At 63.0% G+C, this 19,311-nt stretch carries 14 protein-coding genes; 3 read left to right on the forward strand and 11 right to left on the reverse strand.

Features of this window, described 5'->3' with window-relative positions:
* Positions 1 to 63 precede the first annotated feature (63 nt).
* Positions 64 to 573: a hypothetical protein gene (locus RN347_RS13735; RefSeq protein ID WP_263586227.1), complete on the forward strand. Its 510-nt coding sequence runs from the start codon at positions 64 to 66 to the stop codon at positions 571 to 573.
* Positions 574 to 660: 87 nt separating this feature from the next.
* A complete protein-coding gene (locus RN347_RS13740) occupies positions 661 to 4,599 on the forward strand; it encodes a NahK/ErcS family hybrid sensor histidine kinase/response regulator (RefSeq protein ID WP_311958599.1) in 3,939 nt (1,312 codons plus the stop codon).
* 263 nt (positions 4,600 to 4,862) lie between these two features.
* Here RN347_RS13740 and RN347_RS13745 read toward each other — a convergent pair whose 3' ends face one another.
* From RN347_RS13745 to RN347_RS13755, 3 genes are all read right to left on the reverse strand, one after another.
* Positions 4,863 to 5,525 carry a response regulator transcription factor gene (locus RN347_RS13745; RefSeq protein WP_252106281.1) on the reverse strand — a complete coding sequence of 221 codons (663 nt, stop codon included), beginning with the start codon at positions 5,523 to 5,525 and terminating at the stop codon, positions 4,863 to 4,865.
* Between the two features lie 257 nt (positions 5,526 to 5,782).
* The gene (gene acs / locus RN347_RS13750; RefSeq protein WP_263586225.1) at positions 5,783 to 7,732 is read right to left on the reverse strand and encodes an acetate--CoA ligase; all 1,950 of its coding nucleotides are present in this window, start codon (positions 7,730 to 7,732) and stop codon (positions 5,783 to 5,785) included.
* A gap of 164 nt (positions 7,733 to 7,896) precedes the next feature.
* Positions 7,897 to 8,448, reverse strand: a complete 552-nt coding sequence (locus RN347_RS13755) for a SprT-like domain-containing protein (protein ID WP_311958600.1) — start codon at positions 8,446 to 8,448, stop codon at positions 7,897 to 7,899.
* An 85-nt stretch (positions 8,449 to 8,533) separates the two neighbouring features.
* On the opposite strand from RN347_RS13755, the gene RN347_RS13760 reads away from it, so the two are divergent.
* On the forward strand, positions 8,534 to 9,223 hold the full coding sequence (locus RN347_RS13760) for a YecA family protein (RefSeq protein WP_311958601.1): 690 nt from the start codon (positions 8,534 to 8,536) through the stop codon (positions 9,221 to 9,223).
* A gap of 4 nt (positions 9,224 to 9,227) precedes the next feature.
* On the opposite strand, the gene RN347_RS13765 is transcribed toward RN347_RS13760, so the two are convergent.
* From RN347_RS13765 to RN347_RS13800, 8 genes are all read right to left on the reverse strand, one after another.
* Positions 9,228 to 10,346 (reverse strand): phospholipase D-like domain-containing protein, encoded by a 1,119-nt coding sequence (locus tag RN347_RS13765; protein WP_311958602.1) that lies wholly within the window; start codon positions 10,344 to 10,346, stop codon positions 9,228 to 9,230.
* Positions 10,347 to 10,362: 16 nt separating this feature from the next.
* Positions 10,363 to 11,085: a class I SAM-dependent methyltransferase gene (locus tag RN347_RS13770; protein WP_263586221.1), complete on the reverse strand. Its 723-nt coding sequence runs from the start codon at positions 11,083 to 11,085 to the stop codon at positions 10,363 to 10,365.
* Positions 11,082 to 11,780: a tRNA (adenosine(37)-N6)-threonylcarbamoyltransferase complex dimerization subunit type 1 TsaB gene (gene tsaB, locus RN347_RS13775; RefSeq protein ID WP_311958603.1), complete on the reverse strand. Its 699-nt coding sequence runs from the start codon at positions 11,778 to 11,780 to the stop codon at positions 11,082 to 11,084. The genes RN347_RS13770 and tsaB overlap by 4 nt, the downstream gene beginning before the upstream one ends.
* 106 nt (positions 11,781 to 11,886) lie before the next feature.
* The gene (adk, locus tag RN347_RS13780) at positions 11,887 to 12,540 is read right to left on the reverse strand and encodes an adenylate kinase (RefSeq protein ID WP_311958604.1); all 654 of its coding nucleotides are present in this window, start codon (positions 12,538 to 12,540) and stop codon (positions 11,887 to 11,889) included.
* A 219-nt stretch (positions 12,541 to 12,759) separates the two neighbouring features.
* Positions 12,760 to 14,898: a dihydrolipoyllysine-residue acetyltransferase gene (gene aceF, locus RN347_RS13785; RefSeq protein ID WP_311958605.1), complete on the reverse strand. Its 2,139-nt coding sequence runs from the start codon at positions 14,896 to 14,898 to the stop codon at positions 12,760 to 12,762.
* Positions 14,899 to 14,954: 56 nt separating this feature from the next.
* Complete coding sequence (gene aceE / locus RN347_RS13790) at positions 14,955 to 17,627, reverse strand: pyruvate dehydrogenase (acetyl-transferring), homodimeric type (protein ID WP_263586217.1); 2,673 nt, start codon at positions 17,625 to 17,627, stop codon at positions 14,955 to 14,957.
* A 428-nt stretch (positions 17,628 to 18,055) separates the two neighbouring features.
* Positions 18,056 to 18,625: a 1,6-anhydro-N-acetylmuramyl-L-alanine amidase AmpD gene (gene ampD, locus RN347_RS13795; protein ID WP_311958606.1), complete on the reverse strand. Its 570-nt coding sequence runs from the start codon at positions 18,623 to 18,625 to the stop codon at positions 18,056 to 18,058.
* A 37-nt stretch (positions 18,626 to 18,662) separates the two neighbouring features.
* A complete protein-coding gene (locus RN347_RS13800; RefSeq protein ID WP_311958607.1) occupies positions 18,663 to 19,193 on the reverse strand; it encodes a GNAT family N-acetyltransferase in 531 nt (176 codons plus the stop codon).
* Positions 19,194 to 19,311: the final 118 nt, after the last annotated feature.

Raw genomic sequence — 19,311 nt, forward strand, 5'->3', positions numbered from 1 at the left:
GCTTCCTCCGGGAAGCCCGCCGCGTTTGAATTCGACTCAACGACCGCTTTCAGGAATACGCTTATGATCTGGCATCTGGTTGCCGCCGTGTTCGCCGCCCTGGCCGCGGCGGGTATCGGCCTTCTACTGCGCAAGCTCTCCGGCAATCGTTTGCCCAAATGGATCGTGCCGGTCATGGCCGGGCTTGGCATGCTCGGCTATCAGATTCACGTGGAGTACAGCTGGTTCGATCACAAAAAGGCGCAACTGCCCGCCTCCGCCGAGGTCATCGACAGCGCCGCGGGCACCGAAATCTGGCGCCCCTGGACGTTCGCGTTTCCGATGACCACCCGCTTTAGCGTGCTCGACCGCGACAGCCTCTCGCGCAGCGGCGACGTGGCGGAATTCATGCTCTACCACTTCGAGCGCCGCCATACCGACCTCGTGATTCCCCAGGGGTATCTGCTCAACTGCGACAACCGCGAACTCGTGCCACTCTTCAAGGCGAATCAGCGCCCGGACCGCGAGGGGCTTCGCACCCTGCGCCGTGACTCCACGCTTTTACAGCGCGCCTGCGCCGAGCCTGGCGCCTGATGTTTGGCGCCTGACGCGCCGGGCGATTTGGCCTAAACTGGGCGGCTTCGACGACTAGCCCGGCGTGGCTCAGAGCAGGAGAAAGGCATGTTCCACGGCGGGCTTCTCGTTGCGGTCTCTCTTTTATACATCGCGGTGCTGTTCGGCATCGCCTGGTTTGGCGACCGGCGCGCGCGCACGCGAGGCGCCAGCCGCCGCCGGCCGATCATCTACAGCCTGGCGCTGGCCATCTACTGCACCTCCTGGACGTTTTACGGCGCGGTGGGCCAGGCGGCTACCGCGGGCTGGTCGTTTGCGAGCATCTTCGTCGGCCCGATTCTGACCTTTCTGCTTTTCTGGCCGGTGTTGGCCAAGATGATTCGCGTGGCCAAGCATCAAAACGTCACCTCGATCGCCGACTTCATCGCCTCGCGCTACGGCAAGAGCCAGTCGCTGGCGGCCTTCGCGAGTCTGGTGGCGCTGATCGGTACCCTGCCCTACATCGCGCTTCAGTTAAAAGCGGTCTCCACCACCTTCAGCGTGCTGACCGAAAACAACGCGCCGACCGGGGCGCTTTTCAACGACACCGCCTTTTACGTGGCGATCGTCATGGCGGTGTTCGCGATTTTGTTCGGCACCCGCCATACCGATGCCACCGAGCACCACGAGGGCCTGATCCACGCGGTCGCCTTCGAGTCGCTGGTGAAGCTTTTCGCCTTCGTGGTGCTGGGCGCTTTCGTGACCTGGGGGATGTTCGACGGTTTGGGGAGCCTGATGGCCCACGCCGAAAGCGAGCTGGCGCTTCAGCGCCAGCTCGCCAACCAGGATTTTGGCCAGAGCTTCTGGGCGCAAACGCTGCTGGCGATGCTGGCGATTCTCTGTCTGCCGCGCCAGTTCCACGTTGCGGTGGTCGAAAACATTCACCCCGACGATGCCAACAAGGCGCGCTGGCTGTTTCCGCTCTACCTGCTGGCCTTCGCCTTTTTCGTAGTGCCGCTGGCCGCCGCCGGGCTCTATCTGTTCTCGGACACCGGCGTCGAGCCGGACACCTATGTGCTGGCGCTGGCCATGGCCTCCGATCACACGTGGCTGACGCTCTTAACCTTTATCGGCGGCTTCTCCGCGGCCACGGGCATGGTGATCGTCGCGGCGGTGGCGGTGTCGATCATGATCTCCAACGAGATCGTCATTCCGGCGCTTTTCCGGCTGCGCTGGTTCGATACCAAGGCCCGCGACTACGGGCGGCTGGTGCTGCGCGCCCGTCGCCTGACCATCGTCGCTGTTTTGGCGCTGGCCTACGGGTTTTATCAGCTGATCGTCGAGTTCACGTCGCTGGCCTCGATCGGGATGCTCTCCTTTGCCGCCGCCGCCCAGTTCGCCCCGGCGGTGATCGGCGGGCTCTACTGGAAGCGCGGCAACCGTTTGGGCGTCGTTGTCGGCATGAACGCGGGCTTCGCGATCTGGGCGTATAGCCTGTTGATGCCGGCGATGATCAATGCCGGCGTACTGCCAACGGCCTGGCTTGTCGGGGGGCCGCTGGGCATCGCTTGGCTCTCGCCGGTGGCGCTTTTCGGACTGAATCTGGGCGACAGCTTCACCCACGGCGTGATGCTCTCGCTCGGGGTGAATCTCTTTTGCTACATCTTCGTCTCTCAGGTGAGCTCCCAGCGGGTGGTCGAACGCATTCAGGCCTCGCTGTTCGTCGATAGCGTCGAGACCCGGCAGACCTCTGTCAACCGCCCCTGGACCGGGGCGACCACGGTGGGCGATCTGAAAGTGCTGTGCGAGCGCTTTCTGGGTGCCGGCCAGGTCGAGCGCGCGTTCGAGGACTACGCCCGGCGCGCCGGCAAGCCGCTGGACAGCGGTACCCGCGCCTCGATCGACGTGATCCAGTTCACCGAGCGCTTTCTGGCCTCGGTACTCGGCGCCTCTTCCGCGCGCATCGTGGTGAACTCGGCGCTACAGGGCCGCGGCATCGGGATTTCGGACGTCATCTCGATCGTCGATGAGGCCTCTCAGGTGCTGGAGTTCAACCGGGCGCTGTTGCAGGCGACCATCGAGAACATCAATCAGGGCATCAGCGTGGTAGATCAAAACCTGCGCCTGGTGGTGTGGAACCAGCGCTATCTGGAGCTGTTCCGCTTTCCCGACCACCTGATCCGCGTCAGTGCCCCGATCGATCGCATCTTTCGCTACAACGCCCACAACGGCGAGTACGGCCCTGGTGATCCGGAAGAGCACGTCGAGCTCTTGATGGCCAACATTCGCAAGGGCCAGCCCCACCGCTACGTGCGGTACCGTCAGGATGGCAGCGTGCTGGAGGTACAGGGCACGCCGATGCCCGGCGGCGGTTTCGTCTACACCTACCAGGACATCACCCAGCAAAAGCGTATCGAAGAGGCGCTGATCCGCTCGGAAAACAACATCCGTATTTACACCGACAACGTGCCGGCGCTGATCGCCTACTTCGATAAGGAGAGCCGGTATCTGTTTACCAACCGCGCCTACGAGCAGGCGTTCAGCATCGATCGCAACGCGGTGATCGGCAAACGCTTCGAGGACGTGCTGCCGGTCAAGCAGGCCGAGGAGCGCATTCCCTGGGTACGCCGGGCGCTGGGCGGCGAGCGGGTCAGCTTCGAGGTATCGATGCGGGTGGAGTCGAGCATGCGCTATATGCTCGTGACTTACACGCCCCACTTCGGCGACAGCCAGGCGATTCTCGGCTTCTTCGCGCTCTACCAGGACATCACCGAGCGCCGCCAGGCGGAGATTGCGCTCAAGGAGACCAACGAGACGCTGGAAGAGCGCGTGCGCGAGCGCACCCAGGCCCTCTCCAAGGCCAACGCGGCGCTGCGTCAGGAGAACCGTGTGCGCGCCGAGGCCGAAAACGCACTGCGTCAGGCCAAGCAGGTCGCCGAGGACGCCAACGCCTCGAAAACCCGCTTTCTGGCCGCGGCGAGCCACGACCTGCTCCAGCCGTTGAACGCCGCGCGCCTGTTCACCTCGGCGCTGATGCAAAACGAATCCGAAAGCAGCACCCAGCGCACCATCGGCCATATCGACAACTCGCTGCAGGCCGCCGAGGAGCTTCTGGGTACGCTGCTGGATATCTCCAAGCTCGACGCCGGGGCGCTGACCCCGCGGCGCAGCCACTTTGCGCTGGCGGACATCGTGCGTCCGCTGCGCGCCGAGTTCGACGTGATGGCCGATGAGCGGGGGCTGGATTTGAAGGTAGTGCCTACCGCGCTATGGGTCGACTCCGATCCGCAGATGCTCCGGCGCATCGTGCAGAACTTCTTATCCAACGCGCTGCGCTATACCCAGCAGGGCCGGGTGCTGCTGGGGTGTCGCCGCCAGGGCGAGCGGATCAATATCGAGGTATGGGACAGCGGCCCGGGCATTCCCGAATCCAAGCTCACCGAAATCTTCCAGGAGTTTCGCCGCCTGGATCAGGTCTCGCGCCATAAGGAGAGCGAAAAGGGGTTGGGGCTCGGGCTTTCGATCGCTGACCGGATGAGCCGGGTGCTGGATCACCCGATCAAGGTGCGCTCCTGGCCGGACGTGGCCACGGTGTTCTCGGTGAGCGTGCCGATCGTGGCCGCCAGGGAAGCCGCGCCGGAGACGAGCGAGGCGCCCGCTCGGCGCGGCGGCAACAAGCTCGCTGGTGCTCGACTGGTCTGTATCGATAACGAAACGCTGATTCTCGAGGGCATGAGCGCGATGCTCGGCGGCTGGGGGTGTGAGGTCTTCACCGCCACCAGCATCGGCGGGGCGAAGTCGATCCTGCGTAACATGGACGGCGACCCGGACGCGATTCTGGCGGACTACCACCTGGATAACGAAGTCACCGGGCTGATGGCGCTGGAGGCGCTCTCCGAGCGGCTGGCGGGCGCGGTGCCGGGCATCGTGATCACCGCCGACCGTACCGAGGAGGTCGCCGAGGAGGTCAAGCGCTCGGGCTATCAGCTGCTGTTGAAACCGGTCAAACCCGCGGCGCTCAGAGCGCTTCTGACACGGACGCTGCAGGCGAGTCGGGCCAGAGATTGAGTGCTGCGTATTAGGAGTAAGCCAGGAGGTAGCGGGCTCGAGTAACCCGTAGCGGGGGTTTTTCGCCAGGGCCGAAAAGCGCTCCTGCATTTTCGGCATTCCCGACATCCATGTCGGTCAGATGGCGAAAGTAGCGTACAGGGAAGTATTCACAGCGCCCCGCGTAGGGTTGCTCGAGCCCGCGGCGCAACTTTTTGCTTGCCACAAAAGAAAACCTCGCTTATGGCGACCATAAGCGAGGCTCTCTGAAGGCGCGATCTCGATCAGGATTCGACTTTCGGCGGTTCGACCTCGAGCTTCTGGGCGGCGATGACGGCCTGGGTGCGCGAGTGGACGCCGAGCTTGCGCAAAATCGCGGTGACGTGCGCCTTGATGGTGGCTTCCGACACGTTGAGCTCGAACGCGATCTGCTTGTTGAGTAACCCTTCGGTGAGCATGTTGAGCACGCGAAACTGCTGCGGTGTGAGCGAGGCGATCGCCTCGGCAAAGCGCGACTCCTCCTCGCTGGTCTCTTCCAGAATCCCCGCCAGCGCTTCGGGCAACCACACTTCACCCTGGAGGATTTCGCCCACCGCCTCGGCGATTAGCGCAAGCGAGGAGGACTTGGGAATGAAACCGGAGGCGCCGTAATCGATCGCGCGGCGAACCACGTAGGGCTCGTCGCTGCCGGAGACCACCGCGACCGGCACATCCGGCATGTGACCGCGCAACTGAATCAGCCCGGAGAAGCCGTGGGCACCGGGCATATGCAGATCCAACAAAATCAGGTCGGCGTCGGGGTGGCGGCTGACCGCCTCGGTCGTAGCGTCCATGGTATCGGCTTCGACGATCTCGGCCTGGGGAGCCAACTGACGCAACGCCTGGGTGAGCGCTGCCCGAAACAGCGGATGATCGTCTGCGACGATAAACTTATGGGCTACTGCCATGATATTCCTCCGGTTCCACGAGCGCGGGAAGTCTTCGCCGCAGCGACTGGCTCATTCGGTTGAAGCATGGTACCCCATGGGCTTTGAGATACAAAAGCACCACCACGCACAATTTATCACAGGTGGTCTGGCGCTAAAAAAGCGGTGCCGGCGTGAAGCCGGCACCCGAGCGGTTATGACCTGCGTTCAACTTAACATAGCTGACGCGTTAGCGCGTGCGTTTCGCAGGCGCTTGAACCGCCGCCCTGCGTGAAACGCTACTTCGATGCGCGGTGCTCGATCAAATCATCCACGACCGAGGGGTCGGCCAGCGTACTGGTGTCGCCCAGACCGTCGCACTCGTTGGCGGCGATCTTTCTAAGAATCCGGCGCATGATCTTGCCCGAGCGGGTCTTGGGCAGCCCCGGCGCCCACTGGATCACGTCCGGCGAGGCGATCGGGCCGATGTCCTTACGCACCCACTGAGTGAGCTCTTTCTTGAGCTCGTCCGTGGCATCGACGCCGTCGTTGACGGTGACGTAGATGTAGATACCCTGGCCCTTGATGTCGTGGGGGAAGCCCACGACCGCGGCTTCGGCCACGGCACTATGCGCCACCAGAGAGGATTCGATTTCGGCGGTGCCCATGCGGTGGCCGGAGACGTTGAGCACGTCGTCGACCCGGCCAGTGATCCAGTAATCGCCGTCCTCGTCGCGCCGGCAGCCGTCGCCGGTGAAATACATGTTGTCGTAGGTCGAGAAGTAGGTCTGCACGAAGCGTTCGTGATCGCCCCAGATCGAGCGCGCCTGGCCAGGCCAGGCATCCAGAATGACGAGATTGCCTTCGGTGGCACCTTCGAGAATATTGCCTTCGTTGTCGACCAACGCCGGCTTTACGCCGAAAAACGGCTTGGTCGCGGAGCCGGGCTTGAGATCCGTCGCGCCCGGTAGAGGGGCAATCATGATGCCGCCGGTTTCGGTCTGCCACCAGGTATCGACGATCGGACATTTCTCGTCGCCGATGACGCGGTAAAACCACTCCCAGGCTTCCGGGTTGATGGGCTCGCCTACCGAGCCGAGAATGCGCAGCGACTCCCGCGAGCTCGAATCCATCACGCCATCGCCGTGGGCCATCAGCGCGCGCACCGCCGTTGGCGCGGTGTAGAGGATGTTGACCTTGTGCTTGTCGACGATCTCACCGATACGCCCGTGGCTTGGGTAGCTCGGCACGCCTTCGAACATCACCGTAGTCGCCCCGTTGGCCAGCGGCCCGTAGACGATATAGCTGTGGCCGGTGACCCAGCCGACGTCCGCGGTGCACCAGTAGACCTCGCCTTCCTGGTAATCGAACACGTACTGATGGGTCATGGAGGCGTAGACCAGGTAGCCGCCGGTCGTGTGCTTGAGCCCTTTCGGCGCGCCGGTGGAGCCGGAGGTGTAGAGAATGAACAGCGGATCCTCCGCGCCCATTGCCTCGGGCTCGCACTCGGTGGACTGTTGATCGACCAGTTCATCGAACCAGAGATCGCGACCTTCATTCCACTCGATGTCGCCGCCGGTGCGCTTGACCACCAGCACGTTCTTGCACACGTCGGTGCCGTCGCGGGTCAGCGCGGCGTCGACGTTCTCTTTCAGCGGTACCTGCTTGCCGCCGCGCACCGACTCATCGGCGGTGATGACGAGCTTGGAGTCCGCGCCGATCACGCGCTGGGCAACCGCATCCGGCGAGAAGCCGCCGAAGACCACCGAGTGCACCGCGCCGATGCGCGCGCAGGCAAGCATCGCCATGGCGGCTTCGGGAATCATCGGCATGTAGAGTGTCACCGTATCGCCGCGCTCGATCCCGAGCGATTTCAGCGCGTTGGCGAGCTGGTTGGTGCGCTCAAAAAGTTCGCGGTAGGTGATGTGCTTGGAGTCTTTCGGGTCGTCGCCTTCCCAGATGATCGCGGTCTGATCGCCACGTTTTTCCAGGTGGCGGTCGAGGCAGTTGGCGGCGACGTTGAGCGTGCCGTCCTCGAACCAGCGGATATCGACATTGTCGCGGGCAAAGGAAGTGTTCTTGATCGTGCTCGGCGCCTTGATCCACTCGAGCCGCTTGGCCTGTTCGGCCCAGAAGCCTTCCGGGTCGTCGATGGAGCGCTGATAAAGGGCCTGATAGGTTTTCTGATCGGCCCACGCGTTGGAAGCGATGTGATCGCGCACCGGATAGACGTTTTTATGCTCGCTCATGACACAGCCTCGATCCGTGAAAATGCAGGGATTTTAAAACGTTAAGCCACAGCGCTCTGAGCGTGGCTTGCCTTTTTGATGATTCAGCATAAACCTACTTAAGGCCCCTTCCTCTTAGACATTGGTAGTAGCCAATTTGCCATATAAAACAGATGCTTAATGCTCTATTTTGGTTCACTTTCAACAATAAAGCGAAGCGCTGTGCCACATTTTCTACACGCGTAGCGCCGCCCCCGGCGCGCCTGGGCGTGGCGCTGGCCGGTGAAATAGTGGCTCTGGCAGTCGCAGCGGTAGTGGTAGGGCCGGCGCTGGCTGTGCGCGATATCGAAGCGATGGGTGACCCTGGGTGCGAGACCATAAAGCTCGCGCATTACGGTTTGCCACTCGCGCCCGTGGGGCTTGAGCCGCGGGCCGTTTTCCAGATGAAACACCAGCCAGTGGGCCATTTCGTGGGGGATGACCTCGTCGAAGTACGCCTGACGGTTATCCAGCAGCAGCGCCTGATTGAAGCGCAGCCCGCCCCGGCCCAGGTGCGCCTGGCCGGCGCTGGCGCCTTTCAAATCGAACCACACCTTCGGCGCAGGCAGCGCCGGGTGAACCTCGCGAGCACAGGCGAGCGCCTCGTCGACGCGGGTTTGCGCGGCCTCGAGCAATTCGCGCGCGCTCAGCGCGTTTAATCGCTCGGGCGACCAGGCGGGCAGTGGTGAACGGCTCATTGATGATAAACTGACCCTTGAAGTGACGCTCATGAGTGTGAGTGCTCGCGCCGAATTTCTCAAAACCGATCGAACGAGGCCTTTTATGGCAAAGCCGCCTTCTGATGCCAGCAGTGACCACGCCGAGCAGCTTCCACCGGAGCCGCTGCTGGCCGACGATGAGCTCGACCGGCTCGACGACTTCCTCGACTCCGACCAGGTGGGTGAGGATGCGCTGGATCTGATCTCCGCCCACGGTTTTCTGGTGGCGTTGGCTGTCGCCCCCAGCGAGCAGCCCGTCGTGGCCTGGCTCGAGGAGCTTTTCCAGGGCGAGCCCGACTACCAGAGTGACGCCGAGCGCGAGGAGATCACTGCGCTTTTGACCCGGCTTCGCGACAACGCAATCAGCGTGTTGGAGCAGGGTGGGCTTCCGGAGCTGCCGTTCGAGCTGACTCTCGATGGCATCGCCCCGGAAGAGACGCCCATCGGCGACTGGTGTGCCGGCTTCATGGAAGCGGTGTTCAGCGACGAAGCGGCCTGGTTCCAGGACGACGAAGAGGCCGCCGCCACGCTGCTACTGCCCTTCATGCTGCTGTCGGGGCTTTTCGACGACGAGCCGGACATGGTGGAGCTTTCAAAGGATACCGCCCGCCAGGAAGAGCTGGTCGGCCAGCTGCCGGAACTCGTGCTCGACTTGTACCTGCACTACCGCGTACCGCCGGAAACGGCCAAGCCCAAACCACGGCCGAAAAAGCCCGCCGGCGGTAAAAAGCCGCCCAAGGGTCAAAAGCGCTAGGGCGCTATTTCAGGCGCGTTACCACCGCATCCAGCAGCCCGTAAAGCCACTCTCGCACGCGCTGGGGCCAGGGTCTGGACGCCCAAGCGTGGGCGTCGACCTCGTCGCTTGCGGCGAAGTTACGCTCGAACAGCGCCTGCACTTCTTCCGCCATGGCGGGCGAGCGAATCTCCTGGTTCGCCTCCATGTTGTAATGAAGATTCCAGTGATCGAAGTTGCAGGAGCCGATGCTCACCCAGTCGTCTACCAGCACGAACTTGGCATGAATGAAGGTCGGCTGGAACTCGAAGATGCGCACCCCGGCTTTCAATAGCGCTTGATAAAAGCGCTGCCCCGCATAGCGCACACCCGGGTGGTCGTGCTTTTGCCCCGGCAGCAGCAGGCGCACGTCCACGCCCCGCCTGGCCGCCCGGGCGAGCCGCCGCCTAAGCGCAAAGGTGGGCACGAAGTACGGGGTGCAGAGCCAGAGCCTGGTTTTCGAGCCGCGCACCTGAGCATGCAGCGAGTGGCGAATCGCCTGGTAGCGGTAGCCGCGCGCCGGCATCACTCGCCCAAACGCGCCGTCCTCGAAGTGCGGCGGCGCCAGGCGCGGGGCAAGCGCCGGGCGTGGGCTCTGTTTGTCATGGCGGGTCAGCGTCGAGCGCCATAGCCTTCGAAACAGCGCCTCCCAGTCCGCCACTGCCGGGCCTTCTACCCGCACCGCGATCTCGTACCAGGCCTTGAGGAATTCGTCCACCGCGCCGAAGCCGCCGGTAAACGCCACGCGCCCGTCGACCACCACGATCTTTCGGTGATCGCGACTCAGGTTGCGCGCCAGCGAGTGAAGCCCCAGGGGGTTGAAAAACGCCAGCGCCACGCCGCCCTGCATCAGCCGCGTGCGGTCCGCGTTTTCAAGCCCCATGGCGCCGTAGCCATCGAGCAGCAGGTACACCTTCACACCGCGAGCGCAGGCATCAATCAGTGCCTGACTCAGCCGGTCGGCGAGCTCGCCGGACTCCATCAGGTAGAGTTCGACCAGCACGTAGTGCTCGGCGGCGTCGATCGTCTCGAGCATGTTGGGCAGAAACACCGCCGCTTCCGGCAGCAGGGTGAAGCGATTACCGTCGCGCCATAGAGGCGACATGGCGACTCCTTGGGCGTTAGCGTGATTTGGCAAGCGAGCGATGCACGTAGAGATCGTAGCGGCTGGTCTTGCCCATCAGCGTATGGTTGGGCGTTGGCCCCTCGATGGGTGGCGCCTTGCGCGGGCGCTTGACCACCACCCGGTGGGTGGCGACGTCCAGCGCCTGCTCCAAAAGCCTGGGCGCGTCGTCGTCGCTGCCGGCCAACCGCTGGAAAAGGCGCATCTCCTTTTTCACCAACGCCGATTTGTCGCGGTGGGGGAACATCGGGTCGAGATGAATCACCTGAGCTTCGAACGCCGCCTCTTCGATCAACGCGGCAAGCAAAGTGGCGCTGTCGCCCTGCTGTAACGTCATGCGCGCAGCGATCTCTCCCACCTCGGCATCGATCAGCGCCCGCTCCAGGCCGTCTTTTAATAGCGCGGCGATTGCCGGCACCCGCTCGATCAAAAGCACCGGCGCGCCAAGACTCGCCAGCACGAAAGCGTCGCGGCCAAGCCCGGCGGTCGCGTCCACGATACTCGGCGTCACGCCTTTGGCAAGCCCGCACGCCTTGGCCACGAGCTGGCCGCGCCCGCCGCCGAACTGGCGCCGGTGCCCCGCCTTGCCGCCCACGAAGTCCACGCTCAGCGGATGGCCAAACACCTTAGGGTCGCCGCACAGCGCCAGCCGCCCGTCCACGGTTTGAAGCGCAAGCCCGTCGGGCAGTGCGCACACGCTCTGATCCGGGTCTGCGCTCACGCGGGCTTTTTCCAGGCCACGTCGTTTCGCAGGTACACCGGCTGCACCTCGATGGGCGCGCGGCCAGCACCGGCATTAAGCCCGCGCAGGCCAATCCAGGCCATCTCCTCGGCCCGCGGTTCGAGATCCGTCAGGTGCTGCGTCATACTCGCCTTCAAGAGATCGTCGAACTGATCCCAGAGCGCGAAGCCCGAGCCCACGCCGACCCAGTCGGTTTGCTGGTCCGGCAGAATGACGCGGGCAGGATCGATCACGACCTCGTCATCGCAAAGGCTCGCCAGATCCTCCCCGCAGCGCCAAGCGGCGGTGTAGACCTCGCCCATGCGCGCATCCAGGGCGGTGACGATATGGCGAAAGTGATAGCGCCGATGGGCCTGGAGTGCCAGCGCCTCCAGCGTCGACACCCCGACCAGCGGGCAGTCGAGGCCGAAGGCGAGCCCCTGGGCGGTACCGGCGGCGATACGCAGGCCGGTGAACGACCCCGGCCCCTGGCCGTAGGCGACGCCATCGAGCTCTTTCGGTGTAATACCTGCTTCCCCCAGCACCTCGTCGATCATCGGCAAAAGCCGTTTGGTATGCGCGCGCGGGGTGTGCTCGAAGCGCGAAAGGCATTCGCGATGCTCGCCTTCGGCGCGAATCAGCGCCGCTGAACAGGCGCTCGACGAGGCGTCCAGGGCGAGAAGGTATGACGACATGGCGACTTGATACTCCAAACGGCAAAAGGCGCGAGCGCGTAACGCCCGGCCTTCGATACTCGAAAAAGAAGCGGCGCCGGCGGCGAGCGTCGGCGCGTAGTGAGGGTTAGCTTAGCGCGTCTTTCACCTGCTGGGTAATATCGGCGACGCTGCCCACGCCTTTCACACGGTGATACTGCGGCGCGGCGTCCGGCTCGGCTTGGGCCCACTGCTGGTAGTAGTCCACCAGCGGCTCGGTCTGATCGTGATAGACCGACAAGCGGTTGCGCACGGTGGATTCCTGATCGTCCTCGCGCTGGATCAGGGCCTCGCCGGTGACGTCGTCCTTACCCGGCTCTTTTGGCGGGTTGTGGTCGATGTGGTAGACGCGGCCAGAGGCCGGATGCACGCGGCGACCCGCCATACGGTCGACGATCTCTTCGTCCGGCACGGCGATTTCGAGCACGTGGTCGATCTTCACGCCGCCTTCACGCATCGCATCGGCCTGGGGAATGGTGCGGGGGAAGCCGTCGAACAGAAAACCGTTCTCGCAGTCGGGCTGACTGATGCGCTCTTTCACCAGGGCAATGATGATGTCATCGGACACCAGGCCGCCGGTCTTCATGATTTCCTGGACTTTCAAACCAAGCTCGGTGCCGTCCTTGATCGCCGTGCGGAGCATGTCGCCGGTAGAGATCTGCGGAATCTTGAACCGCTCGCAAATGAATCGGGCCTGGGTTCCCTTACCCGCGCCTGGGGCACCCAACAAGATCAAACGCATGGCACTGCTCCTCGAGTCGTAAAACGTGCAAAGGTGGATAGCATTCAAAGTAAAAAGAGAATGCAAAGACAATAACCGCGCGACCCCAGCGGCACAACTCTCCAAAAGCCTCAGAGAGCGGCTTTTTTTGCCTGGTGGGCGCCGGGTCACTGCCTAAAGAATCAAAACGCAAGCGGCGCCCATAAAAATGGGCGCCGCTTGCCATCCGTCGCTGCGCGCTTAGAGCAGCAGGCGGCGGATGTCGGTCAGTACGTCGGCCAAAAACGCGGTGAAGCGCGCAGCGTCGGCCCCGTTGATCGCGCGGTGATCATAGGATAGCGACAGCGGCATCATCAAACGCGGCTGGAAGGCGGCGCCGTCCCAGACCGGCTTCATCTGCGACTTCGAAACGCCCAGAATCGCTACTTCCGGCGCGTTGACGATCGGCGTGAACGCCGTGCCGCCAATCGAGCCCAGACTCGAAATGGTGAAGCAGCCGCCGGTCATCTCGTCGCGTTTGAGCTTCTTGCTCTGCGCCTTCTTGCCAAGCTCGGCCATCTCTTTCGCGATGTCGATCAGGGACTTCTTGTCGGCATCGCGCAGCACCGGCACCATCAGGCCTTCCGGCGTGTCCACGGCGATACCGATGTGGACGTACTTCTTCCACACCAGCGTCTCGCCGTCACCCTTGAGGCTGACGTTGAACTGCGGGAACTTCCTGAGCGCAAAGGCGCACGCCTTGACCAGAAACGGCAGCGGCGTGAGCTTGGCGCCCTGGGCTTCGGCTTCGGCCTTCATCGACTTTCTGAAGTTCTCGAGCTCGGTGATGTCCGCCTCGTCGAACTGGGTCACGTGGGGCACGTTGAGCCAGCTTCTGTGCAGATTGGTCGCGCCCATCTTCAGAAGGCGACCCATCGGCTTCTCTTCCACTTCGCCGAACTGGCTGAAGTCGACCTCCGGCACCGCCGGAATACCCGCGCCGCCGCTGGGCGCCTGAGCACCGGACTGCGCCGGGGCGCTGCCCTTCTCGGCAAGCGCCTGCTTGACGTAGGCCTGCACGTCCTCTTTCAGGATGCGCTCTTTGGGGCCGCTGGGCTTGACCAGCTCGAGATCGACGCCAAACTCGCGGGCGAGCATGCGCACCGCGGGGCCGGCGTGAACGAGCTTGCCATCGCGGGGCTTGTGCGCCGCCATGGCCGCCTCGGGGCTTGGTGAGCCGCCGGCGCTTTCGCTCTTGCCGCCCTTGTCGCCGCCCTTGCTTTTGCCGCTGTCGGACTTCGCTTCGGACTTTTTGGCGCTGCCCTCGGCCTGCTTGTCAGAAGTGGCTTTCTTCTCCTGCTTCTTGGCAGACTTCTTGCCACCGCTGGAGGCGACTTCGATGTAGGCAATGACGTCGCCTTCGGAGACGGTGTCGCCTTCTTTCACGCTGATTTCGACCAGCTTGCCCTTGTAGGGGCTCGGCACGTCCATCGACGCCTTGTCGGACTCGAGCGTGATCAGCGCGTCTTCTTCGTTGATCTCATCGCCAACCGAGGCGGCAAGCTCGATGACCGGCACGTCCGAGGCGCCGGAAAGATCCGGCACGCGGACTTCCTTGCGCTCGGTCGCGCCACTCTCGTCGTCGCCGTCGTCCTCGTCTTCGCCCTCTTCGGCGTCTGGCGTCGCGACGTCGTCTTGATCGGTGGAGGCCTGGGGCTCGTCGTCGGCACTGTCATCAGTGTCGTCGTCATCGCCTTCGCCTTCGATCTCGATCTGACCGATCACGTCGCCTTCGGAGACGGTGTCGCCTTCCTTGACGGTAAGCGATACGATCTTGCCGCCGTGCGGGCTCGGCACGTCCATCGACGCCTTGTCGGATTCGAGCGTAATCAGCGCGTCTTCAGCGTCGACGCTGTCGCCTTCGCTGACCGCGACTTCGATGATCTCGACGTTTTCAGAGCCCCCAAGATCCGGGACCACGATGTCCACGGTCTGCTTGCCGCCGGATTTTTTGCCGCCGCTGGACTTTTCGGCGCTGCCGGAGGAGTCGCTTTTCGGCGACTCGTCGTCGCTCTGGCCATCGTCGCCTTGATCGTCATCGCTCTGATCGTCGGCGTCGGCGTCCTGGTCGTCCTCGGCCTGGTCGTCGTCGCTGTCGTCACCCTCAACTTCCAGCTCGACGATGTCGTCGCCTTCGGAGACCTTATCGCCTTCCTTGACCAGCACCTTGACGACCTTGCCGCCCTTGGGCGAGGGCACGTCCATACTGGCCTTGTCGGATTCCAGCGTGATCAGGGCGTCTTCCGCTTCGATGACGTCGCCTTCTGACACCGCAATCTCGATGATTTCGACATCGGTATCGCCACCGATATCGGGAACTTTGATGATTTCGCTACTCAAGGTCGCGCTCCTTCCAAATCGGATCGAGCCGGCGGGTCACCCCGCCGGACTGCGGTTTAGCTGATCAGCGGGTTAGGCTTGCTGGCGTCGATGCCGTACTTCGCGATCGCCTCGCCTACCAGCTTGCGTTCGATATCGCCACGCTCGGCAAGCGCGCGCAGAGCGGCGACCACGACGAAGTGACGATCCACCTCGAAGAAGCTTCTCAGCTTCTCGCGGGTGTCGGAGCGACCGAACCCGTCGGTGCCCAGCACGGTGTACTCGGTGGGCACCCAGGCGCGCACCTGGTCGGCGTAAAGCTTCATGTAGTCCGTTGAGGCGATCGCCGGTCCCTCACGCCCTTCCAGGCACTTGGTGACGTGCGGCTTTTGCACCTCGGCATCCGGGTTCAGGAAGGCTTCGCGGTCCAGCGTCAGCGCTTCGCGGCGCAGCTCGTTGAAGCTGGTGACGCTCCAGATGTCGGCGCCTACGTGCCAATCCTCGGCCAGAAGCTCGGCAGCGGCTTCGACTTCGCGCAGGATCGTGCCGGAGCCCAGCAGCTGAACGCGGCCCTTGTCGCCTTTCGTTTCGCGCAGCAGGTACATGCCCTTGACGATGTCTTCGGTGGGCACGTCCTCGAGTTCCGGATGCTCGTAGTTCTCGTTCATCACGGTCAGGTAGTAGAAGCAGTTCTCCTTGTCGGTGAACATGCGCTTCAAACCGTCCTGAACGATGACGGCGACTTCGTGACCGTAGGTCGGATCGTAGCTTCTGCAGTTCGGAATGGTCGAGGCCTGGATCAGGCTGTGGCCATCCTGGTGCTGCAACCCTTCGCCATTGAGCGTGGTGCGCCCGGCGGTGCCGCCGACCATGAAGCCGCGCGCCTGCAGGTCGCCGGCCGCCCAGGCCAGATCGCCAATGCGCTGGAAGCCGAACATCGAGTAGTAGATGTAAAACGGCAACAGCGTGACATGGTTGTTGCTGTAGGAGGTCGCGGCCGCCATCCAGGCCGACATCGCGCCCGCCTCGGTAATGCCTTCCTCGAGCACCTGACCTTTCTGGTCCTCGCGGTAGTACATGATCTGGCCTTTATCGACCGGCTCGTACTTCTGGCCGGCGGCCGAGTAGATACCCAGCTGGCGGAACATGCCTTCCATGCCGAAGGTACGCGCCTCATCCGGAATGATCGGCACGACGTACTTGCCGAGCTTCTTGTCCTTGACCAGGCCGTTCAATACGCGCACGAAGGACATGGTGGTGGAGACTTCGCGGCCCTTGGAGCCGCCGAGCTGCGAGGCAAAGGTCTTGTCTTCGAGACTCGGAATCTCGAGCGCTTCGAAATCGCTTTGGCGCGCCGGCAGGTAGCCGTTCAGGCGCTCGCGCTGCAGGTGCATGTACTTGAGCTCCGGGGAGTCCTCCTCGGGCTTGTAGTACGGCACTTCCTTGAGCTGCTCGTCAGACAGCGGAATACCGAAGCGGTCGCGGAATTTCTTCAGCGCCTCGTACTCCATGCTCTTGACCTGGTGGGCCTCGTTGGCCGCTTCGCCGTCGCCGGCGCCCATGCCGTAACCCTTGACGGTGTGTGCCAGGATGACGGTGGGCTTGCCGTTTTGGGTGTTCACCGCCTCGTGATAGGCCGAGTAGACCTTGAACGGGTCGTGGCCGCCGCGGTTAAGCTTCCAGATGTCCTCGTCGGAGAGGTCCTTGACCATCTCCTCGGTTTCCGGGTACTTGCCGAAGAAGTGCTCGCGGGTATACGCGCCACCGTTGGCCTTGTAGTTCTGGTATTCGCCGTCGACGGCTTCGTCCATGCGCTTTTGCAGAACGCCCTTCTTGTCCTTTTCGAACAGCGGGTCCCAGTGACGGCCCCAGACGACCTTGATCACGTTCCAGTCGGCGCCGCGGAACACGCCTTCGAGCTCGTCCATCACGCGGGAGTTGCCGCGCACCGGGCCGTCGAGGCGCTGAAGGTTGCAGTTGATGACGAAGATCAGGTTGTCGAGGTTTTCACGCCCGGCCAACGAAATCGCGCCCAGGGATTCCGGCTCGTCGCACTCACCGTCGCCCATGAAGCACCAGATCTTGCGGTCGTACATGTTCTTGAGCTCGCGATGATGCAGATACTTCATCACGTGTGCCTGATAGATCGCCTGAATCGGGCCCAGCCCCATGGAAACCGTCGGGAACTGCCAGTACTCCGGCATCAGCCAGGGGTGCGGGTAGGAGGAGAGGCCGTCGCCGTCGACTTCCTGGCGGAAGCTGTCCATCTGCTCTTCAGAGAGACGCCCTTCCAGGTAGGAGCGTGCGTAGATGCCCGGCGCCACGTGGCCCTGAATGTAGACCAAGTCGCCTGCGAAGTCGTCTTTTGCGGCGCGGAAGAAGTGGTTGAAGCCCACATCATAGAGTGTGGCCGAGGACATGAAGCTTGCGATGTGGCCGCCCAGCCCCGGGTTTGCGCGGTTGTTACGGATGACCTGAGCGATCGCGTTGTAGCGAATTAGCGAGCGGATACGCCGCTCCATGAACAGATCGCCCGGCATCTGCGCTTCGCGATGAACCGGAATGGTGTTGCGGTGCGGGGTCGTCACCGAGAAGGGCACCTTCATCCCGTCCCGACGCATACGATCCGCCAGGCGGGTCATCAGGTAGCGGGCGCGATCTTCGCCCTCACGATCCAGTACCGATTCCAGGGATTCAAGCCACTCCGTGGTTTCGACCGGATCGAGATCTTCTCTTGTCTCCAGACTCATAGAGGTCTCTCCGAATGACGATAAATGACAATACGCCCGCTACCCTTTTGGGGATGGGGCGGCTGCGACGTTGAGCCGCCAGGGCCGATAGTGAGGCCGAGCTTGCGTGTCTGACAGGTTTTGGGTTCTACATTCAGCGCTAGCGAGGTTAATGGCGCTTGAATGTAGCAGCGCTACACAGGGGCCATACAGGTTAGCCTTTTGTATAGAGAAGATACCGCAAAGTCGCTATTCTGCCAATTATCACGCAATGGAAATTCCATCCAAAACAACATATTGCACCGCAACATAATGCTTTTGGAAGGCATTTCCAAAGCCTCTAGAGCACCCAACTGTAGTCAAACTACCGTTTTATTCTCTTGGGAATGAATTACTTTGGTGCGCTCGCACCTTTTTCACACCGGCAAGTGCGCGTTTTCTGACGCAGGTCACGAACGTGAAAGGCACTGACGATAGTAAGCCCAATCGAAACATGGGCCCGGGTCCTGCTTTCGAAGCGGTGCCACGTGAGCGTGGCTGGTGATGCGCTGCTCATTGAGTAGCGGGTAGCGCGCCATCAGCCAGCGCGTCAGCGTCGCCAGGCGTTCGTACTGGGCGCGGGTGAACGAGTGCTCGCCGTCGCCTTCGAGCTCGACGCCGACGGAGAAGTCGTTGAGCGCCTCGCGCGCGGCGCTCAAGCGCGGGTCGAACCAGCGCGAGCGGCCGGCGTGCCAGGCGCGGCGGTCGGTATCGACGAACTGCACGCAAGCGCCTTCGCGGCGAATCAAAAAGTGCGCCGAGACGCGAAGGTGCGCGATCGTCTCGAAAAACGGGTGCGCGTTTGGGTCGAGCGTGTTGGTGAACAGCGCCTCGATAGCGGGGCCGCCGAATTCGCCAGGCGGCAGGCTAATGGCGTGAATCACCAGAAGCGACACCTCTCCTTTCTCGCGGGCATCCTGGTTGGGCGAGTCGACCGGGCGGGCGCCGGGCCAGACGCCGGGCCTTTCGGACTGAGTCACGAGAGCGTACTCCTTTGACGGGCTAAACATCGGCGACTCAGGTCTCGACAGCGCTGAGCGCCTTGCTCATGCGGTAGCGTTTGAGCCACTGTCCGCCACGCTCGACCCACTGCTCGCCGTGGTTTTCGAACCCGCGGCGCTCCAGGCGCTCGAACAGCACCAGGCTCGCCTCGATATCGACCCGCCCGGCGCCCTGTTCGAGCAGCAGCCGCTCGGCGTGGATCAGCAAAGTGCTACCAATGCCGCGCCCGGCAAGCGATGGCCAGACGTAGAGCGTCACGATGCGCGCGTTTTTAACGTCAAGCTCCAAAAAGCCAACGCAGCGCCCGTCACACACCGCCACGAGCGTGGTGTAGAACGCGTGGCGCGCCGCCCAGGCACTCGCCTCGCGCGGCAGCGCGCAGGCCCAGGCCTCGCGCTCGGCCACGCCATAGTGACCGGAGGCGCCCTGCATCACCGCGTGATAGAACACTTCGGCCTGATCCCCGGCATCGCGCGACAGCGCCTGGCGGTAGGTGATTCGGGCGGCGGCGGGCTTCGAGGATGAGGGCTCGTGGTGTGTCGACATGCACTACCTCGGACAGACAGGGCGCCAAACGCGCGCGGTGAAATGGCAGGGTTTATACTGGGTCATTTACAGCGGGCCGACTTTAGCCCGCCATTTTTCAAGCGTTCATCTCAGCACA

This window comes from Halomonas sp. PAMB 3264 (assembly GCF_031954245.1).
Classification (GTDB): domain Bacteria; phylum Pseudomonadota; class Gammaproteobacteria; order Pseudomonadales; family Halomonadaceae; genus Vreelandella.